Annotated in this window: 14 protein-coding genes and 1 pseudogene; 9 read left to right on the top strand and 6 right to left on the bottom strand. The window is 73.0% G+C overall.

Features of this window, described 5'->3' with window-relative positions:
• Window positions 1-15: 15 nt before the first annotated feature.
• From ACN28C_RS23390 to ACN28C_RS23380, 3 genes are all read left to right on the top strand, one after another.
• Complete coding sequence (locus ACN28C_RS23390; protein ID WP_422769668.1) at window positions 16-2,355, top strand: tetratricopeptide repeat protein; 2,340 nt, start codon at window positions 16-18, stop codon at window positions 2,353-2,355.
• A 392-nt stretch (window positions 2,356-2,747) separates the two neighbouring features.
• Entirely contained in the window at window positions 2,748-3,503 is a 756-nt protein-coding gene (locus ACN28C_RS23385) for a PP2C family protein-serine/threonine phosphatase (RefSeq protein ID WP_422769667.1), read from the top strand.
• Between the two features lie 161 nt (window positions 3,504-3,664).
• Window positions 3,665-5,539 (top strand): Xaa-Pro dipeptidyl-peptidase, encoded by a 1,875-nt coding sequence (locus tag ACN28C_RS23380; RefSeq protein WP_422769666.1) that lies wholly within the window; start codon window positions 3,665-3,667, stop codon window positions 5,537-5,539.
• Between the two features lie 115 nt (window positions 5,540-5,654).
• Here ACN28C_RS23380 and ACN28C_RS23375 read toward each other — a convergent pair whose 3' ends face one another.
• Together ACN28C_RS23375 and ACN28C_RS23370 are read right to left on the bottom strand one after the other, a co-directional pair.
• Entirely contained in the window at window positions 5,655-6,548 is an 894-nt protein-coding gene (locus ACN28C_RS23375) for an SGNH/GDSL hydrolase family protein (RefSeq protein WP_422769665.1), read from the bottom strand.
• Between the two features lie 207 nt (window positions 6,549-6,755).
• Window positions 6,756-7,127 carry an FKBP-type peptidyl-prolyl cis-trans isomerase gene (locus ACN28C_RS23370; protein WP_422769664.1) on the bottom strand — a complete coding sequence of 124 codons (372 nt, stop codon included), beginning with the start codon at window positions 7,125-7,127 and terminating at the stop codon, window positions 6,756-6,758.
• 239 nt (window positions 7,128-7,366) lie between these two features.
• Here ACN28C_RS23370 and ACN28C_RS23365 point away from each other — a divergent pair.
• Both ACN28C_RS23365 and erm read left to right on the top strand, forming a co-directional pair.
• Window positions 7,367-7,582 (top strand): annotated as a pseudogene (locus ACN28C_RS23365) (EAL domain-containing protein); the annotation flags it as partial.
• Between the two features lie 518 nt (window positions 7,583-8,100).
• Window positions 8,101-8,856 (top strand): ErmE/ErmH/ErmO/ErmR family 23S rRNA (adenine(2058)-N(6))-methyltransferase, encoded by a 756-nt coding sequence (gene erm, locus ACN28C_RS23360; RefSeq protein WP_422774782.1) that lies wholly within the window; start codon window positions 8,101-8,103, stop codon window positions 8,854-8,856.
• Window positions 8,857-8,908: 52 nt separating this feature from the next.
• On the opposite strand, the gene ACN28C_RS23355 is transcribed toward erm, so the two are convergent.
• Genes ACN28C_RS23355 through ACN28C_RS23340 form a run of 4 tightly spaced genes read right to left on the bottom strand, consistent with a single transcriptional unit; the run spans window position 8,909 to window position 12,573 of the window.
• Window positions 8,909-9,883: a hypothetical protein gene (locus ACN28C_RS23355; protein WP_422769663.1), complete on the bottom strand. Its 975-nt coding sequence runs from the start codon at window positions 9,881-9,883 to the stop codon at window positions 8,909-8,911.
• The gene (dgoD, locus tag ACN28C_RS23350; RefSeq protein WP_422769662.1) at window positions 9,877-11,022 is read right to left on the bottom strand and encodes a galactonate dehydratase; all 1,146 of its coding nucleotides are present in this window, start codon (window positions 11,020-11,022) and stop codon (window positions 9,877-9,879) included. The genes ACN28C_RS23355 and dgoD overlap by 7 nt, the downstream gene beginning before the upstream one ends.
• A gap of 22 nt (window positions 11,023-11,044) precedes the next feature.
• Entirely contained in the window at window positions 11,045-11,755 is a 711-nt protein-coding gene (locus tag ACN28C_RS23345; protein WP_422769661.1) for a FadR/GntR family transcriptional regulator, read from the bottom strand.
• Between the two features lie 56 nt (window positions 11,756-11,811).
• Complete coding sequence (locus tag ACN28C_RS23340) at window positions 11,812-12,573, bottom strand: SDR family NAD(P)-dependent oxidoreductase (protein WP_422769660.1); 762 nt, start codon at window positions 12,571-12,573, stop codon at window positions 11,812-11,814.
• Between the two features lie 147 nt (window positions 12,574-12,720).
• On the opposite strand from ACN28C_RS23340, the gene ACN28C_RS23335 reads away from it, so the two are divergent.
• Genes ACN28C_RS23335 through ACN28C_RS23320 form a run of 4 tightly spaced genes read left to right on the top strand, consistent with a single transcriptional unit; the run spans window position 12,721 to window position 17,931 of the window.
• The gene (locus ACN28C_RS23335) at window positions 12,721-14,013 is read left to right on the top strand and encodes an ABC transporter substrate-binding protein (RefSeq protein ID WP_422769659.1); all 1,293 of its coding nucleotides are present in this window, start codon (window positions 12,721-12,723) and stop codon (window positions 14,011-14,013) included.
• Window positions 14,013-14,951 carry a carbohydrate ABC transporter permease gene (locus ACN28C_RS23330; RefSeq protein ID WP_422769658.1) on the top strand — a complete coding sequence of 313 codons (939 nt, stop codon included), beginning with the start codon at window positions 14,013-14,015 and terminating at the stop codon, window positions 14,949-14,951. Before ACN28C_RS23335 ends, ACN28C_RS23330 begins: the two co-directional genes overlap by 1 nt.
• Window positions 14,948-15,772 (top strand): carbohydrate ABC transporter permease, encoded by an 825-nt coding sequence (locus ACN28C_RS23325; RefSeq protein WP_422769657.1) that lies wholly within the window; start codon window positions 14,948-14,950, stop codon window positions 15,770-15,772. The genes ACN28C_RS23330 and ACN28C_RS23325 overlap by 4 nt, the downstream gene beginning before the upstream one ends.
• Window positions 15,769-17,931, top strand: coding sequence for an alpha-galactosidase (locus ACN28C_RS23320; RefSeq protein ID WP_422769656.1), 2,163 nt, complete (start codon window positions 15,769-15,771; stop codon window positions 17,929-17,931). Before ACN28C_RS23325 ends, ACN28C_RS23320 begins: the two co-directional genes overlap by 4 nt.
• Window positions 17,932-17,952: the final 21 nt, after the last annotated feature.

Below are 17,952 nucleotides of genomic sequence, written 5' to 3'. Positions count from 1 at the left end.
GAAGGGAGCCGTACGATGAGCACCCGCTGCCTGCGGCCCGGCTGTCCAGGCTCCTACCTGCCCGACGGCCACTGCGACGAGTGCGGCCGTCGGGCGCCGGCCGCACCGGCGGTCGGGCCCCACACCACTACTCCGTCCGGTGCCGGCGCGCCCACCAGCCCGGCAACCCATTCGAGCGGCCGGGAGTCGGCGTCGACCGGGGGCGGCACGGTGCCGAGCCGGGGCAGCTCGAGTTCCGGCTCACGGGGTTCCGCCCGGTCCCGGAGCGCGGCCCGGGGTGGACTCGGCGCCGGTCTGGTCGAGATCGCCCGGGTGCCGCTGCGTGACCCGGCAGCGGCGGTGATGGCCGAGCCCAGGGTCGCGGAGTCGCGACGGTTCTGCGTGCGCTGCGATAATCCGGTGGGCCGGGGACGGGACGACCGGCCCGGGCGGGCCGAGGGCTTCTGCCCGCACTGCGGCACGCAGTTCTCGTTCCTGCCCAGACTCGGTGCCGGCGATGTGATCAACGGGCGGTACGAGATTCTCGGCGCGCTCGCCTACGGCGGGCTCGGCTGGATCTATCTCGCCCGGGACCGCAACGTCAGCGACACGGTCAGCGACCGCTGGGTGGTCCTCAAGGGACTGATCAACACCTCGGACACGGACGCCATGGCCTCCGCCGTCGCCGAGCGCCGCTTCCTGGTCGAGCTGGACCATCCCAACATCGTCAAGATCCACGACTTCGTGGAGCACCCCGATCCGCGTACCGGCACACCGGTCGGCTACATCGTCATGGAGTACGTCGGCGGCCACTCCCTGCGGGACATGCTGCTGACCCGGCGGCGGGACACCGGCCAGCGGGCCCTGCCGCTGCCGGAGGTGATCGCCTACGGCGTGGAGATCCTGCCGGCCCTCGACTACCTGCACGACCACAACCTGCTCTTCTGCGACTTCAAGCCGGACAACGTCATCCACGCCGAGGAACAGCTCAAACTCATCGACCTCGGCGCCGTACGCCACGTCGACGACATGGCCAGCGCCATCTTCGGCACCCCCGGCTACCAGGCCCCGGAGGTCGGCACGCGCGGCCCCTCGATCGCCTCCGACATCTACACCGTCGGCAGGGCACTGGCGGTGTTGAGCCTCGACTTCCGCGGCTTCACGACCACCTACGCCAACCGCCTGCCCGAGCCGGCCGACGCACCGCTGCTCGCCGCCGAGATGTCGTACCACCGGCTGCTGCGCCGGGCCACCCATCCCGATCCGGACCGGCGGTTCTCCAGCGCTGCCGAGATGAGCGAGCAGCTTCTCGGCGTGTTGCGCGAGGTGCTCTCGGCCGCGGACGGGGTTCCCCGGCCGGTGGTGTCCCGCCAGTTCACGCCGGAGCGACGCGCCTTCGGCACCGAGGCCGGCGAGGTCACCCCGGCCGTGGCGGGCCAGCTCCGGCGTACCGGGGAGGTCCGGCCCGGCGCGCTGGCCCCGGCACCGCCGGTGGTCGCCGCCGCGTTGCCACTGCCGCAGGTCGACATCCTCGACCCGGGTGCCGGCTTCCTCGCCTCGCTCGGCACGACCGATCCGACGGAGCTGGTCCGGCAGCTTGCCGCCGCACCGGTCCGCAGCGTGGAGGTGGCGCTGCGGCTGGTCCGGGCCCGGATCGAGGCGGGCGACCTGGCCGGAGCCGGCGCGGACCTTAACCGGCTGGCCGCTGCCGACCCGTGCGACTGGCGGGTCAACTGGTACCGGGGGCTGGCGGCGCTGACCGGGAACCGGCCGGCCGAGGCCCGGGTCGCCTTCGACACGGTGTACGACGCGCTGCCGGGCGAGCCGGCGGCCAGGTTGGCACTGGCGGTGAGCGCCGAGTGCACCGGTGACCGGGAACTGGCAACCCGGTTGTACGACCGGGTGTGGCGCGCCGACCACGGCTACCTGAGCGCGGCCTTCGGCCTGGCCCGGATCCGCTTCCTGGTCGGCGACCGTGCCGGCGCGCTCGCCGTGCTGGACCAGGTGCCGGAGAGTTCGAGCCAGCACGTGGCGGCACAGGTCGCCGCCGTCCGGGCGAGTCTGCCCGGACTGAGCGCGACCGGGGCGGCGGACGATCTGCTGCGGGCCTCCGCCCGGCTCGAACGACTCGGGCTGGACGTCGAGCGCCAGACCCGGCTCACCATCGAGGTGTTGGAGGTGGCGCTCGCCTGGGTGCGGAGCCGGCCGGGTGCCACCGGCCGGGGACGGGTGCTGGGACACGAGCTCTCCGAGCGCGGCCTGCGCTTCGGGCTGGAGCGGACCTACCGCACGCTGGCGCAGCTCTCCCGGGATCCGGAGCTGCGGATCGCGCTGGTCGACCACGCGAACGCCGTCCGGCCGAGGACACTGGTGTGACCGCCGCCGAGGCCGGCAGCGCCGGCAGCATGCCCAAGCCCTGCCCGGAACACGGCGCACCCGACGATCCCAAGCACCGGTACTGCGAGGTCTGCGGTAGGAAGCTTCAGCGGGTCCCGCTGGGGGAGGTGACCGGGCATCCATGGCCGGCACCGCCCGATGCCCGGCCCGGCCCATCCGGTTCACGGCCCGGTCCACCCGGCGGCGCGTCCGGCTGGCCCCGTCAGCCCGCGCCGCCGCCCGGGCCGTGGCTCTCGTCGCGCGCGGTCGGCCGACCCTGTCCGGAATGCGGCGCCCCTCCCGACGGTGGTTCCGGGCACTGTGCTCACTGCGGGCGGCGGTCCTCGCTCGGGCGCGACCGTGCCGACCTGGACCTGGGAGCGGTCGCCGGGGTGACCGACCGGGCCCGGCGGCGGCGCAACGAGGACGCGGTCACGGTGGGCCGCCTCGGACGGACGATCGCGGCGGTCATCTGTGACGGGGTGTCGACCTCGCTCCGCGCCGACCTCGCCGCGCACGCCGCTGCCGAGTCGGGCCTGACGGCGACGCTCTCCGGCCTGGCGGGTGGGGCGACCGGACCCCAAGCCATCGTGGCGGCAGGCCGGGCCGCAGCCGGAGCGGCCCGGGCGACCGCAGCGCCGGGCGACGGGCAGGTGCCGCCGAGCTGCACCTTCGTCGCCGGCGTGGTCACCGCCGGATCGGTCACGGTCGGCTGGATCGGCGACAGCCGGGCCTACTGGCTCGGCCCGGACGGTGCCGTGCACGAGGCGGTCTGCCTGACCGTGGACGACTCGGTGGTCGGCCAGATCCGGGCGGGCCGACCGGTGCCACCCGGCGCCGAACAGGATCCGACCTCCAAGGCGCTCCTCCGGTGGCTCGGCGCGGACTCCGGCGCCGCCGATCCGCAGGTGGTGACGTTCCGGCCGGCTCGGCCGGGGCGGCTGGTGATCTGCTCGGACGGGCTCTCCCACTACCTGCCGAATGCGGCGGCGCTGGCCGCGCGCGTACCGGGACCGGGCGGCGGCACGCCGATCGCGATCGCACAGGATCTGACCAGGTTCGCGGTGCAGGCGGGTGGGCACGACAACGTCGCCGTCGCGGTACTGCCCTTCCCACCTGCCGCAGGAGCGGAGGGAGGGTGCGGATGACCGGTACACCGCACGTCGTCGCCGAGGTCGACCACAACGAATACCCGCCGGCCGGTGGCCGCACGGTGGACGCGATCCGACCGTGACGTGGGAAGCGGCTCGGCAATCGACGTTCCTGGGTGATCTATCTAGGATCGAGGACGGTCGAGAGGAGCAACCACATGCCATCAGCAGGTCCCGGAAGGATCCTCGGTGCGTACGTCGTCGGGCTGGCCCTGGTCGCGGCGCCGCTGCCCGCCCAGGCTGCCCCGGATGCGCCGCCGCCCGGCATCGTCGTGCGGGACGGGATGACCCAGCCGGTCTTCTCGCTGGAAGAGGCGGTCGAGGAACGGGTGTGGGTGGAGACTCCGCTCGACACCGATCACGACGGCCGGCGTGACCGGGTCGTGGCGGACATCTCCCGGCCCCGTGAGACCGAGACCGCGGGGCTGCGGGTGCCGGTGATCCTGGAACACTCGCCGTACCGGAAGGACACCTGGAGCGACGTGCCCTATCCGAGCGTGCTCGTCGACGAGCTGCCGCAGGGTTCCTCCTCCGGGCACTCGTCCGCCCGGCGGGCCGACGGACCGGGGATCCTGCGGGCAAAGGCCAACCTGCCCGGCCAGCTCGACGACTACTACGTGCCGCGGGGTTACGCGGTGGTGCTGGGGCAGAGCGTCGGCACCGGCGACTCCGACGGTTGCCCGACCACCGGCGACTCGGCCGAGACGCTCGGCACCAGGGCGATCATCGACTGGCTGGGCGGCCGGGCCCGGGCGTACGACGCCAGCGGCACGCCGGTGCGGGCCGGCTGGACCACCGGAGCGGTCGGGATGACCGGCGTCTCCTACAACGGGACCCTGCCGAACATGGTGGCGACCACCGGGGTACCCGGGCTCCGGACGATCGTGCCGGTCTCGGCGATCAGCAACTGGTACGACTACTACCGCGCCAACGGTCTGGTGGTGGCGCCCGGCGGCTTCCAGGGCGAGGACGCCGACATCCTGACGATGTACACCGCCGGCCGCGACCGCTCGGCGGAGGACTGTGCCGCCGAGATCGCCGAGATCGCCGAGGAGCAGGACCGGGGCACCGGCGACTACACCCGGTTCTGGCGGGAGCGGGACTACCTGCCCGGGGTGCGGAAGGTCCGGGCCAGTGTCTTCGTCGTGCACGGGCTCAACGACTGGAATGTCAAGACCGGTCAGTTCGCCGACTGGTGGGACCAGCTCGACCGGTACGGCGTACCGCGCAAGCTCTGGCTGCACCAGGGTGGTCACGGCGGTCCGGGCAGCGCCGCCACGGTGACCCTGCCGGACGGGCGGAGCTGGACCTACAAGCAGACCGAGAACCGCTGGTTCGACTACTGGCTCTGGGGCGTCGACAACGACGTCATGGCCGAGCCGAGGGTGGTGCTGCAGCGGGAGGACCGCGCCTACACCACCTACCGGGACTGGCCGGATCCGGCCGCCCGGAAGGTGTCGCTGGGGCTCTCCGCGGCCGATCCTGCGGCACCGGGTGCCCTGGTCGGCTCCGGATGGCGCGGCCGGGCGATCCAGAGCCTGGTCGACGCGGGTCGGGACTACACCCCGAACCAGCTCGTGGGCGAGCCGGGGACCGCCAGCCCGCACCGGCTGGTCTACACCTCCCGGGAGCTGCGCCGGGACGTACGGATCTCGGGGCGGCCGGAGCTGCGGGTGCGGCTCTCGATCGACAACCGGACGGCCGCGAACCTGACCGGATACCTCGTGGACTACGGCCCGGCGGGTGCCACCGGTTCCCCGGTCGTGGTGACCCGCGGCTGGCTGGACCCGCAGAACCGGACCAGCGAGGCGTACGGCCGGCCGGTCCGGCCGGGGCGGATGTACGACTACCGCTGGAGCATGGAGCCGAAGGACTACATCTTCCGTGCCGGGCACCGGCTCGGCCTGGTGATCTTCTCCAGTGACCAGGACTACACCCTGCTGCCGCTGCCCGGCACCCGGCTGAGCGTGGCACCGGCGTCGAGCGCACTGACCCTGCCCGTGGTGGGCGGCCGGACCGCGTTGGGCTTCTGACCGACCGGGACCGCCCCGACTCCTCGTCGCCTCCCGGCGCGGGGCGGGCGGGCGCGACTCGACGCGTCCTGCCCGCCCCGCGCCGGGAACGGGACCGTTGTCGTACCGGTGCAGGTCAGCCGTTCAGTCTGGCCAGCAGGGCACTGGCCATGCCCTGCTCGCCTGCGGCGTTCGGGTGGAACGGCGCGGCGGCGTTCTGCGGGACCAGCCCCTCGACCCACCGGGTGCTCTTGCTCTTGCAGGCGTCGTGACCGATCGACGGGGTGTAGACGTCGGCGTAGCCGGCGTTGTTGGCGGCCGCGACACCGGCGAGCATCGCGTTCAGCGACTTCTGGACGCCGCGCAGGTACGGCACGTCCTGGTACGCGATCGGCACCACCGGCCAGCAGCCGTTGCCGGTGTCGGGCAGGATCGCCGGGTACCCGAGCACCACGACGCGCGCGTTCGGGGCGGCCGCCCGGACCGCCTGCAGCACGGCGGTCACCTTCGGCGCGGTGGCGTCGATCCTCGCCCGCAGCTGGTCGCTGCCCCCGGCGGTGTACCTGTCCTTGCACGGCGAGCCGAGCGGGCTGCTCAGGCTGTCCTCCGCGCAGGTGGTCATGATGCTGGAGAAACCGATGTCGTTGCCGCCGATCTGGACGGTGACCAGGGCGGTACCCGAGGTCACCGCGTTGAGCTGCGGCGGCACCGTGATGCCGAGCTGTCCGCTGCCGCTGTTCAGGATGTCGTTGGTGGTGGCGCCGGAGCAGCTCACGTCGGCGAAGGACGAGGAGTTTGCGGAGCCGGCGACGAGGGACGGGTAGTTGCGGTTGGAGCGCAGGCAGTTCAGGTCGACCTGCGAGGGGATCAACGGGCCGGCGGTGTAGGAGTCGCCCAGCGCGACATAGCGTCCACTGGGCACGGCGGCGCTGGCGGGTGGGGTGGTGGCGAGCAGCATGCCGGTGACGGCCGCGAGGGTTGCGGCCAGCCGGGTGGCTACCCGGAGGAACGGCAGGCGGGGACGGGTCATGGCGCCTCCCAGAGGGATCACGGGTGCCGCGATTCTGTCCGCGCCGAACAAGCGCCGTCAATATCTATGATTATCTTTTGGTGCTGGTGGTGATCTTCCGATGCCGCCGCCGATGACCTCTCGCGGGCCCCGGCCGCCGCGCGGCGGCCGGGGCCCGTGGGCTGGCATGCCGTAGGCCGGGCCGGGATCAGGACGTGACGTCGGGAATCAGAATTTGACGTCGACCAGGTCGACGACGAAGACGAGCGTCGCGCCGGGCTTGATCACGTTGCCGGCGCCCTGGTTGCCGTAGCCGAGCTGCGGCGGGATCACGAGCTTGCGCCGGCCGCCGACCCGCATCCCGAGTACGCCCCGGTCCCAACCCTCGATGACCTTGCCGCCACCCACCGGAAAGCTGAACGGTGAGCCGCGGTTCCACGACGCGTCGAACTCGTCGCCGGTGTCGAACGAGACTCCGACGTAGTGCACCACGGCCCATTGGCCCGACTGGACCTCCTGGCCCGTCCCGATCGTGATGTCCTCGATGACAAGGTCGGTCGGCGGCGGACCGTCGACCAGACCCACGGTGGGCTTTTCCATCCGGGTACCTTAACGCCGGCCGGGGATCGTGATCACTTCGCCCTCGCGGAGTGTCGCGGCAGGTCGGCGGCGGGACGGGTCGTCGGCGAAGCGACCACCGGGGCCCGGGGCCGGTAACGGCCACCGCGTGTGTCGATGTCTGCGGGTACGCCAACGCTGCTCCGGTAGGTACGCTGTCGGCTCTGGAAACCGGTACGGGCACCAGGCGGGCCATCTGGCACCGGCGGGTTCGCGCCGGACGGGGAGTGGCAAGCGTGATCGTGCTCGCCCACGGGCTCAACCTGACGGTGACGGCGGAGGGTGTGGAGACCGCGGAGCAGGCCCGGTTGCTCCGCGCGATGGGCTGCGACCACGCCCAGGGCTGGTGGTTCGCCAGGCCCGGCTACCCGGACGTGCTGCACCGGATGGTGGCAGGGCAGAGCCGAAAACCGGTTGATCCGGTCCCCACACACTGAGCTACAGTGGCTGGGTGTCCGGCACCTTCCACGCCCTGATCCGCGGGTCCCTGACCGGGACGTGCACCGCCGACTGGGCGATCCAGCTACTGCTCCGCCACCGGACCGGGCATTCGGCCCTGGCCGGCTGAGCACGGGAGCATTCACCGTTCGACCGCCGGCGCCTGCTGACGCGGTGCGCCGCCGAACGCCCGTCTCCCTCCGGCGGCGCCCCGCGCCGTGACCTCCACCACCCTGCCCGCACGACGCGTGCGCCGCGTCGTCGCCGGTAACGGTGGTCGTCGGGTCCGTGTCGGTGACACGGGCACACGCGCCGTCGCCCTCCCCGCACGCCCAGGGTCATCCGAGTCCTGACCGATCCGGGACAGGCCGTGCCCGACGCTGCTGCCGCCTGTCCCACCAACCGGCCCGGAGCTTCCGGGCGGGAGGACACGGCTGTGCCGCATCACCATTCGAGTCGAGAGAACCAACCGCATGCCCGCACGGCGCCGCGTACCGGGCAGGACCGGTCGCGCCGGGTGCTCGGGCAGAACTTCCTCCGCGACGAGCGGACGATCGCGCAGATCATCACGGCGGCCCGCCCGGATCCGGCCGGGCTGGTCCTGGAGGTCGGAGCCGGCCAGGGGGCGTTGACCAGGGAACTGGCCGGGCGCTGCCGGCGGGTCGTCGGGTACGAGATCGATCCGGAACTGGCCGTCCGGCTCGACGACGAGTTCCGGGCCGAGCCGGCCGTCCGGATCGTGCAGGGTGACTTCGTCGCGTCCCGGCCGCCGGCCGAGCCCTTCGCGGTAATCGGCAACATCCCGTACGCCTCGACCAGCCGGATCGTGAACTGGTGCCTGGACGCGCCGGGACTGCGCACCGCGACCCTGGTCACCCAGCTCGAGTACGCCCGCAAGCGCTGCGGCGACTACGGCCGGTGGACGCTGCGGACGGTGCAGACCTGGCCGTGGCTGCACTGGCGCCTGGCCGGCCGGATCCCCCGGGAGCGGTTCCGCCCGGTGCCCCGGGTCGACTCCGGCATCCTGCGGCTGGAACGCCGGCCGGTGCCCCTGCTGCCGGCGTCGCAACTCGCTGGCTACCAGCGGTTCGTGGCGCTGGGCTTCGGCGGGGTCGGCGGGTCGCTGCGCGCCTCGTTGCAGCGCGACTATCCCGCCCGGCGGGTCGACGCCGCGCTGCGGGCGAACCGGGTGCCGGCCGACACCCTGGTCGGGTACGTCTGGCCGGAGCAGTGGATCGCGTTGTTCCAGGCGATACATGCGACCCGGTGGTGATCCACGCTCTGACCAACGTCCGCGCCAGCCCGGTCGGCCTGCGGGCGACGGCTCAGCGGGTGCGCTCGGCGGTGACGGTGAGCTGCCACTCGACCTCACCGCCGGCCGGAACCGTCGCCGCGTCACGATCGCCGACGTCGGTACCGCCCGCCTCGGCCAGGTCGAAGACCGCGCCGAGCATCGGTTCGACCCCGATGCTGCGGTACGGCGCCGTCTCCGGCCAGCCACCCAGGTTGCGCCAGAGGCCGGTGGATCGGGGCTGGCCCGGTGACTCCAGGCGCAGCCGTAGCACGTCGGGCCCGTCGACCACCCGGACGTCCGCACAGCCGACCAGGACGGCGCCGAGCGCGGTGCCGTCGTCCGGGCCGAGCCGGTGCAGTGCCAGCCCGGCCGGCTCGGGCCAGTCGGCCGTGTGCCACCGCGCCCCGGGTGGCCAGGTGCCGGCGGTCAGCAGGGCGGCGGCCTCCGGGTAGAGCCGGGTGGGTGTGCCCGCCGGCGCGACCAGCCGGGCGGCGGGGGAGAGGTCGAGCAGCGCGTGCGCCGCCCAGACGAACCGGTAGCCCGGCTCGGCCCGCAGCCGGTACCGGACCACGACCGCACCGGCCTCGTCGGTGATCCGCCGTTCGAGGCTGAAGTCGGGGCAGTCGACCACGGCGATGCGCTGCCGGATCGCCACGCAGGCCACCGCGCTCGCCGGGCCGATCGGTCGCCACGGGCGGGACCAGGCGTCACCGTGGTCGGGAGTGCCCCGGACGGTCGGCAGGCACTCCTCCAGACCACCGGCGTCGACGAAGGCGTAACCCGGGACCACGTCGTCGCGTCCGCCGGCGGCGCCACGCCAGAGCCACTCGCGTCCGCCGCCGCGCAGGCTGGTCCACCGTCCGCCGTGCCGGTGGTCGACGACCACCCGCAAGGGCACGCCGACAGACGTCCCGCCGGTCTCCGACACGCCCACTGCCGGTACGCCGGTATCCGGCCCGTCGACCGCCGGCTTTCCGGCGCCCGGCCCGTGTGCCGCGCTCACCATTCGGCGAAGGAGCCGTCGGCGTGTTGCCAGACGGGGTTGCGCCAGGCATGTCCGGTCCGGGCCGCGGCGCGTACGGCCGACTCGTCGACGGTGATGCCGAGCCCGGGTGCCTCCGGCCGACGCAGGTGCCCGTCCACGAAACGGAACGGCTCCCGGTCCAGCACGTAGTCGAGCAACTCGGACCCGGAGTGGTAGTGGATGCCGATGCTCTGCTCCTGGATCAGGAAGTTCGGGGTGGCGAAGGCGACCTGGAGGCTCGCGGCGAGCGAGATCGGCCCCAGCGGGCAGTGCGGGGCCAGCACCGCGCCGTACGTCTCGGCCTGGGCGGCGATCCGGCGCACCTCTGAGATGCCTCCGGCGTGCGAGAGGTCGGGCTGCACCACCGCCACGCCCGCGCGCAGCGGCGCCAGGAACTCGTGCCGGGCGAAGAGCCGCTCACCGGTGGCGATCGGCACCGGCGAGGCGGCGACGATGCCGGCGAGCTGCTGCTGGTGCTCGGGCAGCACCGGCTCCTCGACGAAGAGCGGCCGCAGCGGGGCGAGCTCCGGCAGGATCCGGCGGGCCGCCGCCGCGCTCGCCCGGCCGTGGAAGTCGACCGCGACGTCCCGCTCGTCGCCGAGCACCTGCCGGACCGAGCCGACCCGGCGGACGACGGCGGACACCTCGGCGGCGCTCGGGATCGCGCCGAGCCGGCCGGAGGCGTTCATCTTGACCGCTGTCATTCCCGCCTCGACCTGCGCGGCGGCGGCGTCGGCGAGTTCGCCGGGCTCGTCGCCGCCGATCCAGGAGTAGACGCGTACCCGGTCCCGGACCGGGCCGCCGAGCAGGGCGTGCACCGGTGCGCCGTACGCCTGCCCGGCGATGTCCCAGAGCGCCTGGTCGATGCCGGCGACGGCGCTGGAGAGCACCGGGCCGCCCCGGTAGAAGCCGCCCTTGGAGAGCACCTGCCAGTGCTGCTCGATCCGGAGCGGGTCCTCGCCGAGCAGATATTCCGAGAGCACCTCGACGGTGGCCCGTACCACCTCGGCCCGGCCCTCCACGACCGGCTCGCCCCAGCCGACGAGCCCTTCGTCGGTCTCCACCCGACAGAAGAGCCAACGGGGTGGGACGAGGAACGTCTCGATCCGGTCGATCTTCACTGGCCGCCTCTCTCTGTGCCGTTCATCGTTCGACGCCCGGCCGCTGCCGGCGTACCTTCTGGACGTCCCGGACGGCCTTCTCCAGCAGTTGCCGCATGGCGTGCTCCGCGCCCTCGGCGTCGCCCCGGCGGATCGCCTCCACCACCGCGCGGTGGCTCGGCACCGGATCGTCCTGGCCGGCACCGTGCACCAGACGGTCCCGCTCGGCCAACCCGGTCTCCATCACCACCTCCATCCGCTCCAGCAGCTCGTTGTGGGTGGCGGCGAGCAGCGCGCGGTGGAACGCCAGGTCGGCCCGGACCGCCGCGACCGGATCGGTCGCCGCGGCCATCCCGGCCAGCGCCCGGTCGAGGTCGGCCAGGTCGGTCTCGGTGGCCCGCGCGGCGGCGAACCGGGCGGCGGCGGGCTCCACGATGGTCCGGACCTCGTGCAGCTGGTCGAGCAGGTGTTGTCCGGCGCCGCCGGCGAACTGCCAGCGGATCACGTCGCCGTCGAGCAGGTGCCAGTCCGTCCGAGGTCGGACGAAGGTGCCCCGCTTCTGCCGGGCGTCGACGATCCCCTTGGCGGTGAGGACCTTGAGCGCCTCGCGCAGCGCGGTGAGGCTGACGTCGAGCTCCTCCTGGAGCGCGGTCAGGTTCAGGGTGGCACCCTCGGCGATCTCGCCGGCGAGGATGCGCCGGGCGATGACCTCGACGGTCTGGCCGTGAACGCCGCGGCGTGCGTACTGTCCCAATGCTCTCCGTGCTTTCTTCGCTCGATGTCGATGGGCCGGGCCGAGGGTCCGCCCGGTCAGGCCGAGGCTTTCACCGCGGTCCAGCCGCCGTCCACCACCAGGGTGGTGCCGGTGACGTAGCTGGCGTCCGGCGAGGCGAGGAAGGCGATCGCCGCCGCCACCTCGTCCGGGGCGCCGAAGCGCCCGGCGACAGTCTCGGCGACGCTGCGCCGCCGGTCCATTTCGGAGACCCGGTCCCACGCGGCGGTGCGGATCGGGCCCGGCAGCACGGTGTTGACCCGGACCTCGGGACCGTACTCGACGGCGAGCTGGCGGCCCAGCGCGACCAGCCCGCCCTTGGCCGCCGCGTAGGCGGGGTGTCCGGGGAGCCCGACCAGCGCGTGCACCGAGGAGACCAGCACGACCGCGCCGCCACCGGACCGCAGGTCCGGCAGGCAGGCCCGGAGCCCGAGGAAGCCGCCGGTGAGGCTGACCGCGAGCTGCCGGTCCCAGGAGTGCCGGCTGGTCTCGTGTGCCGGGGCCACCTCGCTGACGTAGGCGTTGCTGACCAGGATCTGCACCGGGCCGAAGCGCTCGCGCAGGGTCCGGGCCGCCCGCGCCCAGTCGGCCTCGTCGGAGACGTCGGCGACGATCGGGCACGCCCGCCCGCCGGCCGCCCGGATCTGCTCGGCGACCGCGTCCGGTGAGCGTACGTCGAGCAGCCCCACCGCCGCGCCCTCGGCGGCGAGCCGCCGGGCGGTGGCCGCGCCGATCCCGCCGAACGCCCCCGTGACCAGGGCGACCCTGCCGTCCAGTCGCCGTGCCTGCTGATCAGCCATCCGCCGGACTCCCGAGATCAAAACATTAATTACGAAGAAATCTTGACAGCCGCGACCCTCGGATGCAACCTTCTGGATCACAGCGTTAACCGGATTGACACACCGCGACCCGACCAGCGCCGGGTCGATCAGGAAGGGACAGACCGCGTGAGCGACTTCGACCCGGGTCGTCGCAGATTCCTCGGCCAGCTCGGGCTCGCCGGCCTCGGCGCGCTCGGCGCGAGCGGGCTGGTCGGCTGCGCCAGCTCCGCCGGCACCTCCGGCGGTGGCGGCAGCGACGGCCCGATCACCCTGCAGTCCAACCTCTCCTCGCCGCAGGCGAAGGCCGCGATGGAGAAGGTGATCGAGAGCTTCAACAAGCAGGGCAGGGGCACCGCGACCCTCAACACCATCGCCTCGGAGACCTACCGCACCCAACTGCCGACCTACCTGACCTCGGCGAACCCGCCGGACCTCTACACCTGGTACGCCGGCTCGGTCGCCAACGACTACGCCGGCAAGGGCCTGCTGCTCGACGTCTCCGACATCTGGTCGGGCCTGACCGACTATCCCGAGGCGCTGCGCACCATCTCCACCGACGCCTCCGGCAGGCAGGTCTTCGTGCCGATGACCAACTACTGGTGGGGCTTCTTCTACCGCAGGTCCAACTTCGCCAGGTGGGGCGTGCGGGAGCCGAAGACCTGGGCCGACTTCGTCGCGCTCTGCCGGACCCTGCAGGGCAAGGGCATCCCGCCGATCGGCATCGGGCTCGGCGACACCCCGTGGGTGGCGTCGGCCTGGTTCGACTACCTCAACATCCGGATCAACGGTGCCCCGTTCCACCGGGAACTCCTCGCCGGCAGGCAGCGCTTCGACGACCCGAAGGTGAAGGCGGTCTTCGACCGGTGGCGCGAGGTGCTGCCGTACTTCGACCCGAAGGGCAAGGCGTACCCGTTCCAGGAGGCGACCACCGCGCTGCTGGGCGGCAAGACCGGCATGTTCCTGATCGGCACCTTCTTCGCCGACGCGGCGCCCAAGGACGCCCTCGGCGACCTCGACTTCTTCCAGTTCCCGATCATCGACCCGGCGGTGCCGGTGGCCGAGGAGGGCCCCACCGACGGCTTCTTCGCCAGCGCCAGGACGCGGAACCCGACCGCCACCAGGGCGCTGCTGGGCTACCTGGCCTCGGTCGAGGCGCAGGAGGCGTACATCGCGAGCAGCTCCGGCATCGTGCTGCCGGCCAACCCCGGAGCGAAGGCCGCCGACTCGCCGCTGGTCGCCAAGGGCAAGGCGATGCTGGAGAGCGCGGCGGAGCTGACCCAGTTCTTCAACCGCGACTCCAGCGACGCGCTCCAGCCGACCGCCGACACGGCGCTTACCAAGTTCATGGACAAACCCGACCAGGTCGACGCGATCCTGCGCGAGTGGCAGGCGAACGCCGAGAAGGTCTTCAAGGCCTGATGACCGCGACCGCACCGGCCGAGAGCCGCCAGCGGCGGCCACCGGTCCAGACCCGCCCGCGGCGGCGACCGGCCCGACGCCTGTCGCCGCTGCTGGCGGCCTTCGTCCTCGTGCCCTTCGCGATAGAGAGCATCTGGGTCTTCTGGCCGGCTCTACAGGGCTTCTACTTCTCGCTGACCCGCTGGGACGGGCTCGAACCACCCCGGTTCGTCGGCTTCGCCAACTACGCCGAGCTGGCCGGCGACTCGGTCTTCCGGGGAGCCCTGCTCAACACCGTTATCTGGCTGGTGCTCTTCGGCGGGCTCTCGGTGCTCGGCGGCTTCGGCATGGCGCTGCTGCTGCAGAAGGAGCGCCGGGGGATCGGCTTCTACCGCGCCGCCCTCTTCACCCCGGTGGTCTTCTCGCTTGTCGTCACCGGCCTGGTCTGGCGGGTCTTCTACCAGCCCGACGGCCTCGCCGACCAACTCCTCCGGGCGGTCGGGCTGGGCGAGCTGGTCCGGCCCTGGCTGGCCGACCCGGAGACCGCGCTCTACGCGGTCATCCTCCCCGCCCTGTGGCGGCAGATCGGGTACGTCATGGTGCTCTACCTCGCCGGCCTCAAGGCGATCGACCCGGCGCTGCACGAGGCGGCCCGGACGGACGGCGCCAACGGCTGGCAGCGGCTGTGGCACGTGACGGTCCCGCAACTGCGCGGGGTCAACGCGGTGGTGCTCTCGGTCATCGTCATCGACTCGCTGCGCTCGTTCGACATCGTCTGGGCGCTCACCCGGGGCGGGCCGTACCACTCCTCCGAGCTGCTCAGCACGTACATGTACTCGACCGCTTTCCAGAGCCTCCGGCTCGGCTACGGCTCCGCGATCGCCGTCGTGATCTTCGTGCTGGCGCTGGCGGTCATCCTCGGTTACCTCGTCCGGGCCTTCCGCGAGGAGGAGACATGATCCGCAGACTCCGCACCGGCGGCTTCCACCTCGGGATGAGCCTGGTGGCACTCCTCTGGCTCGGCCCGATCGCCTGGGTCGTCAGCATGTCGCTACGCAGCTTCGACGACATCGCCGCCAACGGGGTGGGCAGCCTGCCCCGCTCGTTCACCCTGGAGACCTACCGGCAGGCCTGGACCGACGGCGGTGAGCTGCGGGCGCTGATCAACAGCATGCTGGTCACCGTACCGTCGGTGCTGCTCAGCCTGGCACTGGCTGCGGCCGCGGCCTTCGCGCTCGCCCGGTTCCGGATCCCCGGCCGGCGCACCATCCTGCTGCTGATGCTCGCCGGCAACCTGCTGCCGCCGCAGATCCTGCTCATCCCGGTGAGCAAGTTCAGCGAGCTGACCGGCCTCTACGACACCCTCTGGGCGCTCATCGCCGTCCAGGTCGGCTTCGGGCTCGGCTTCTACACCTTCGTGCTGCACGGGTTCATGCGGGACCTGCCGGGCGAGATCCAGGAGGCGGCGGTGATCGACGGCGCCGGGCCGGGGCAGATCTTCGCCCGGGTCATCCTGCCACTGACCCGGCCGGCGCTCGCCGCGCTCGGGGCGCTCTCCTTCACCTGGATCTTCAACGACCTGCTCTGGGCGATCACGGTGCTCCGCACCGACGACCGGATGCCGGTCACCCCGGCGCTGCTCGCCCTGCAGGGCCAGTTCGTCTCCTCCTGGAACGTCATCGCCGCCGGCACGGTCATCGCGGCGGTCCCGACCGTCCTGGTCTTCCTCCGCTTCCAGCGGCACTTCGTGTCCGGCCTCGCGATCGGAGCCGTCAAGTGACCGACCCGACCCCCGACCCGACCGACAGGCAGGTCCCGGAACCGCCCACCGGACAGGCCCCGGGTCCGGCCGCCGAGCCGCGACGGTGGACGTTGCGCGGCGCCCGGACCGAATACGTCGTGGCCGTCCCCGCACACGGCCGCTGGCTCGAACTCGTCGCCTGGGGACCGCACGGCGTCGGCGAGGGACCCTCCCCGGTGGAGTACGCCGGCCCGGTCCCGTTTCTCACCGCCGGCGACGCCGCGCCGGTCGAGTACGCCACCGACGCCGCCCGGCCCTTCAGCGGCGCCGACCTGGTGGTGGAGACGGCCGGGGGAGACCGTCGGATCGACGTCGAGTTCGCCGGGGCGCAGGCTGGACCGTCCCGGCTGGTGGTGGCCTTCGCCGACCGGGTGACCGGGCTGCGCGTCGACGTCGGATACGAGATTCCGGCCGGCACCGAGGTGGTGCGGCGGTGGGTCGAGCTGACCAACACCGGGACGGAGCCGCTGCGTCTGCACCGCGCAGGCTCCGCCGGATTCTGCGTACCGACGCCGCACGGCGCGACGGTCAGCTACCAGTGGGGCCAGTGGGCGCAGGAGTTCCAGCTCGACTCGGTCGAGCTCGGGCACGGTGAGTTCACCGTCGGCAGCAGCCAGGGGGTGCCGGGGCACGCGTACCTGCCGTGGCTGGCCGTGCGGGACCGGGCCGAGCCGGCGGGTTCGACCTGGGGGTTGGCGCTGGACTGGACCGGCTCCTGGGAGATCTCCGCGACCCGGGACACCGGCGGGCTGACCCGGGTACGCACCGGCCGGCGCCTCGCCGACGGCCCCCTCGACCTGCCGCCCGGCGGCCGGATCGCGCTGCCGGCGGTGGCCGGTGCCTACAGCCCGGACGGGCTGGGCGGGCTGGCCCGGGTCTGGCACGACTACCAGCGCCGGCTCGCCGGGGAGCGGCTCACGCCCCGCCCGGTGCTCTACAACTCCTGGGAGGCGACCTACTTCGCCGTCGACGCGGAGAACCAGCTCGCGCTGGCCCGAATCGCGGCGGAGCTCGGCGTGGAGACGTTCGTCGTCGACGACGGCTGGTTCGTCGGCCGCGACGACGACACCGGTGGCCTGGGCGACTGGGCCCCGGACCCGGCGAAGTTCCCGGCCGGCTTCGACGCCTTCGTCCGGCAGGTACGCGAGCTCGGGCTGACCTTCGGGCTCTGGGTCGAACCGGAGTGTGTCAACCCACGCTCGGCGCTCTACGCCGCGCACCCGGACTGGGTCTACCAGCTGCGAGGGCGGCCGCTTACCCCGATCCGCAACCAGTACCTGCTGGATCTCGGGCGGCCCGAGGTGGCCGAGTTCGTCCACTCCACGGTGGACGGGCTGCTGCACCGCCACGACATCGGCTATCTGAAGTGGGACTTCAACCGGCCGCGTACCGAGGCGGGCCGGGACTGGCCGGCGGCGACCGGCGCGACCGGCCGGGCCGACCTGGACGGCGCGCACGTGGCGAACCTGCACCGGATCTACGAGGCGCTGCGCCGCGACCATCCGCACGTGCTGCTCGAGGCATGTGCCGGTGGCGGGGCGCGGACCGACCTCGGCATGGCCGCCCGGGCCGACGTCTTCTGGCCCAGCGACAACACGGGCCCGCTGGACCGGCTCGCCATCCAGCACGGCTTCCTGCACGCCAACGCCCCGCACCTGCTCAGTTCCTGGGTCACCGACTCGCCGGGGTTCTTCGACCCGCGTCCCCGATCACTGGCCTTCCGCTTCGTCCTGGCCATGGCCGGCGTGCTCGGCATCGGGGCCGACATCCGGCACTGGACGCCGGAGCAGCGCGCCGAGGCGGCCGGCTGGGTCGCCAGGTACAAGGAGATCCGGGACGTCGTCACGCACGGCACCGTGCACCTGGTCGGCGGGCCGGACCAGGCCCGCTGCGCGGTCCAGTACACCGCACCGGACGGCGACACCGTCGTGGTGCTCGCCTGGCACACCGGCCGGCTCGACGGCCCCGGCGTGCTGCCGTCCCGCCCGGTCCGGCTCCCGCTGGCCGGCCTCGACCCGGCAACCAGCTATCGACACGACACCCGGCGCTACTCCGGCAGCCACCTCACGACGGTGGGTCTGCCGGTCCGGTGGACCGTCGACCACGACGCGGAACTCGTCGTCCTCCGGCGCGCCTGATCCACCCCCACCCCCACCCCC

The sequence above is a fragment of the Plantactinospora sp. WMMC1484 genome (assembly GCF_049315195.1).
GTDB lineage: Bacteria > Actinomycetota > Actinomycetes > Mycobacteriales > Micromonosporaceae > Plantactinospora.
This window is presented reverse-complemented; position numbering and strand designations above follow the sequence as displayed.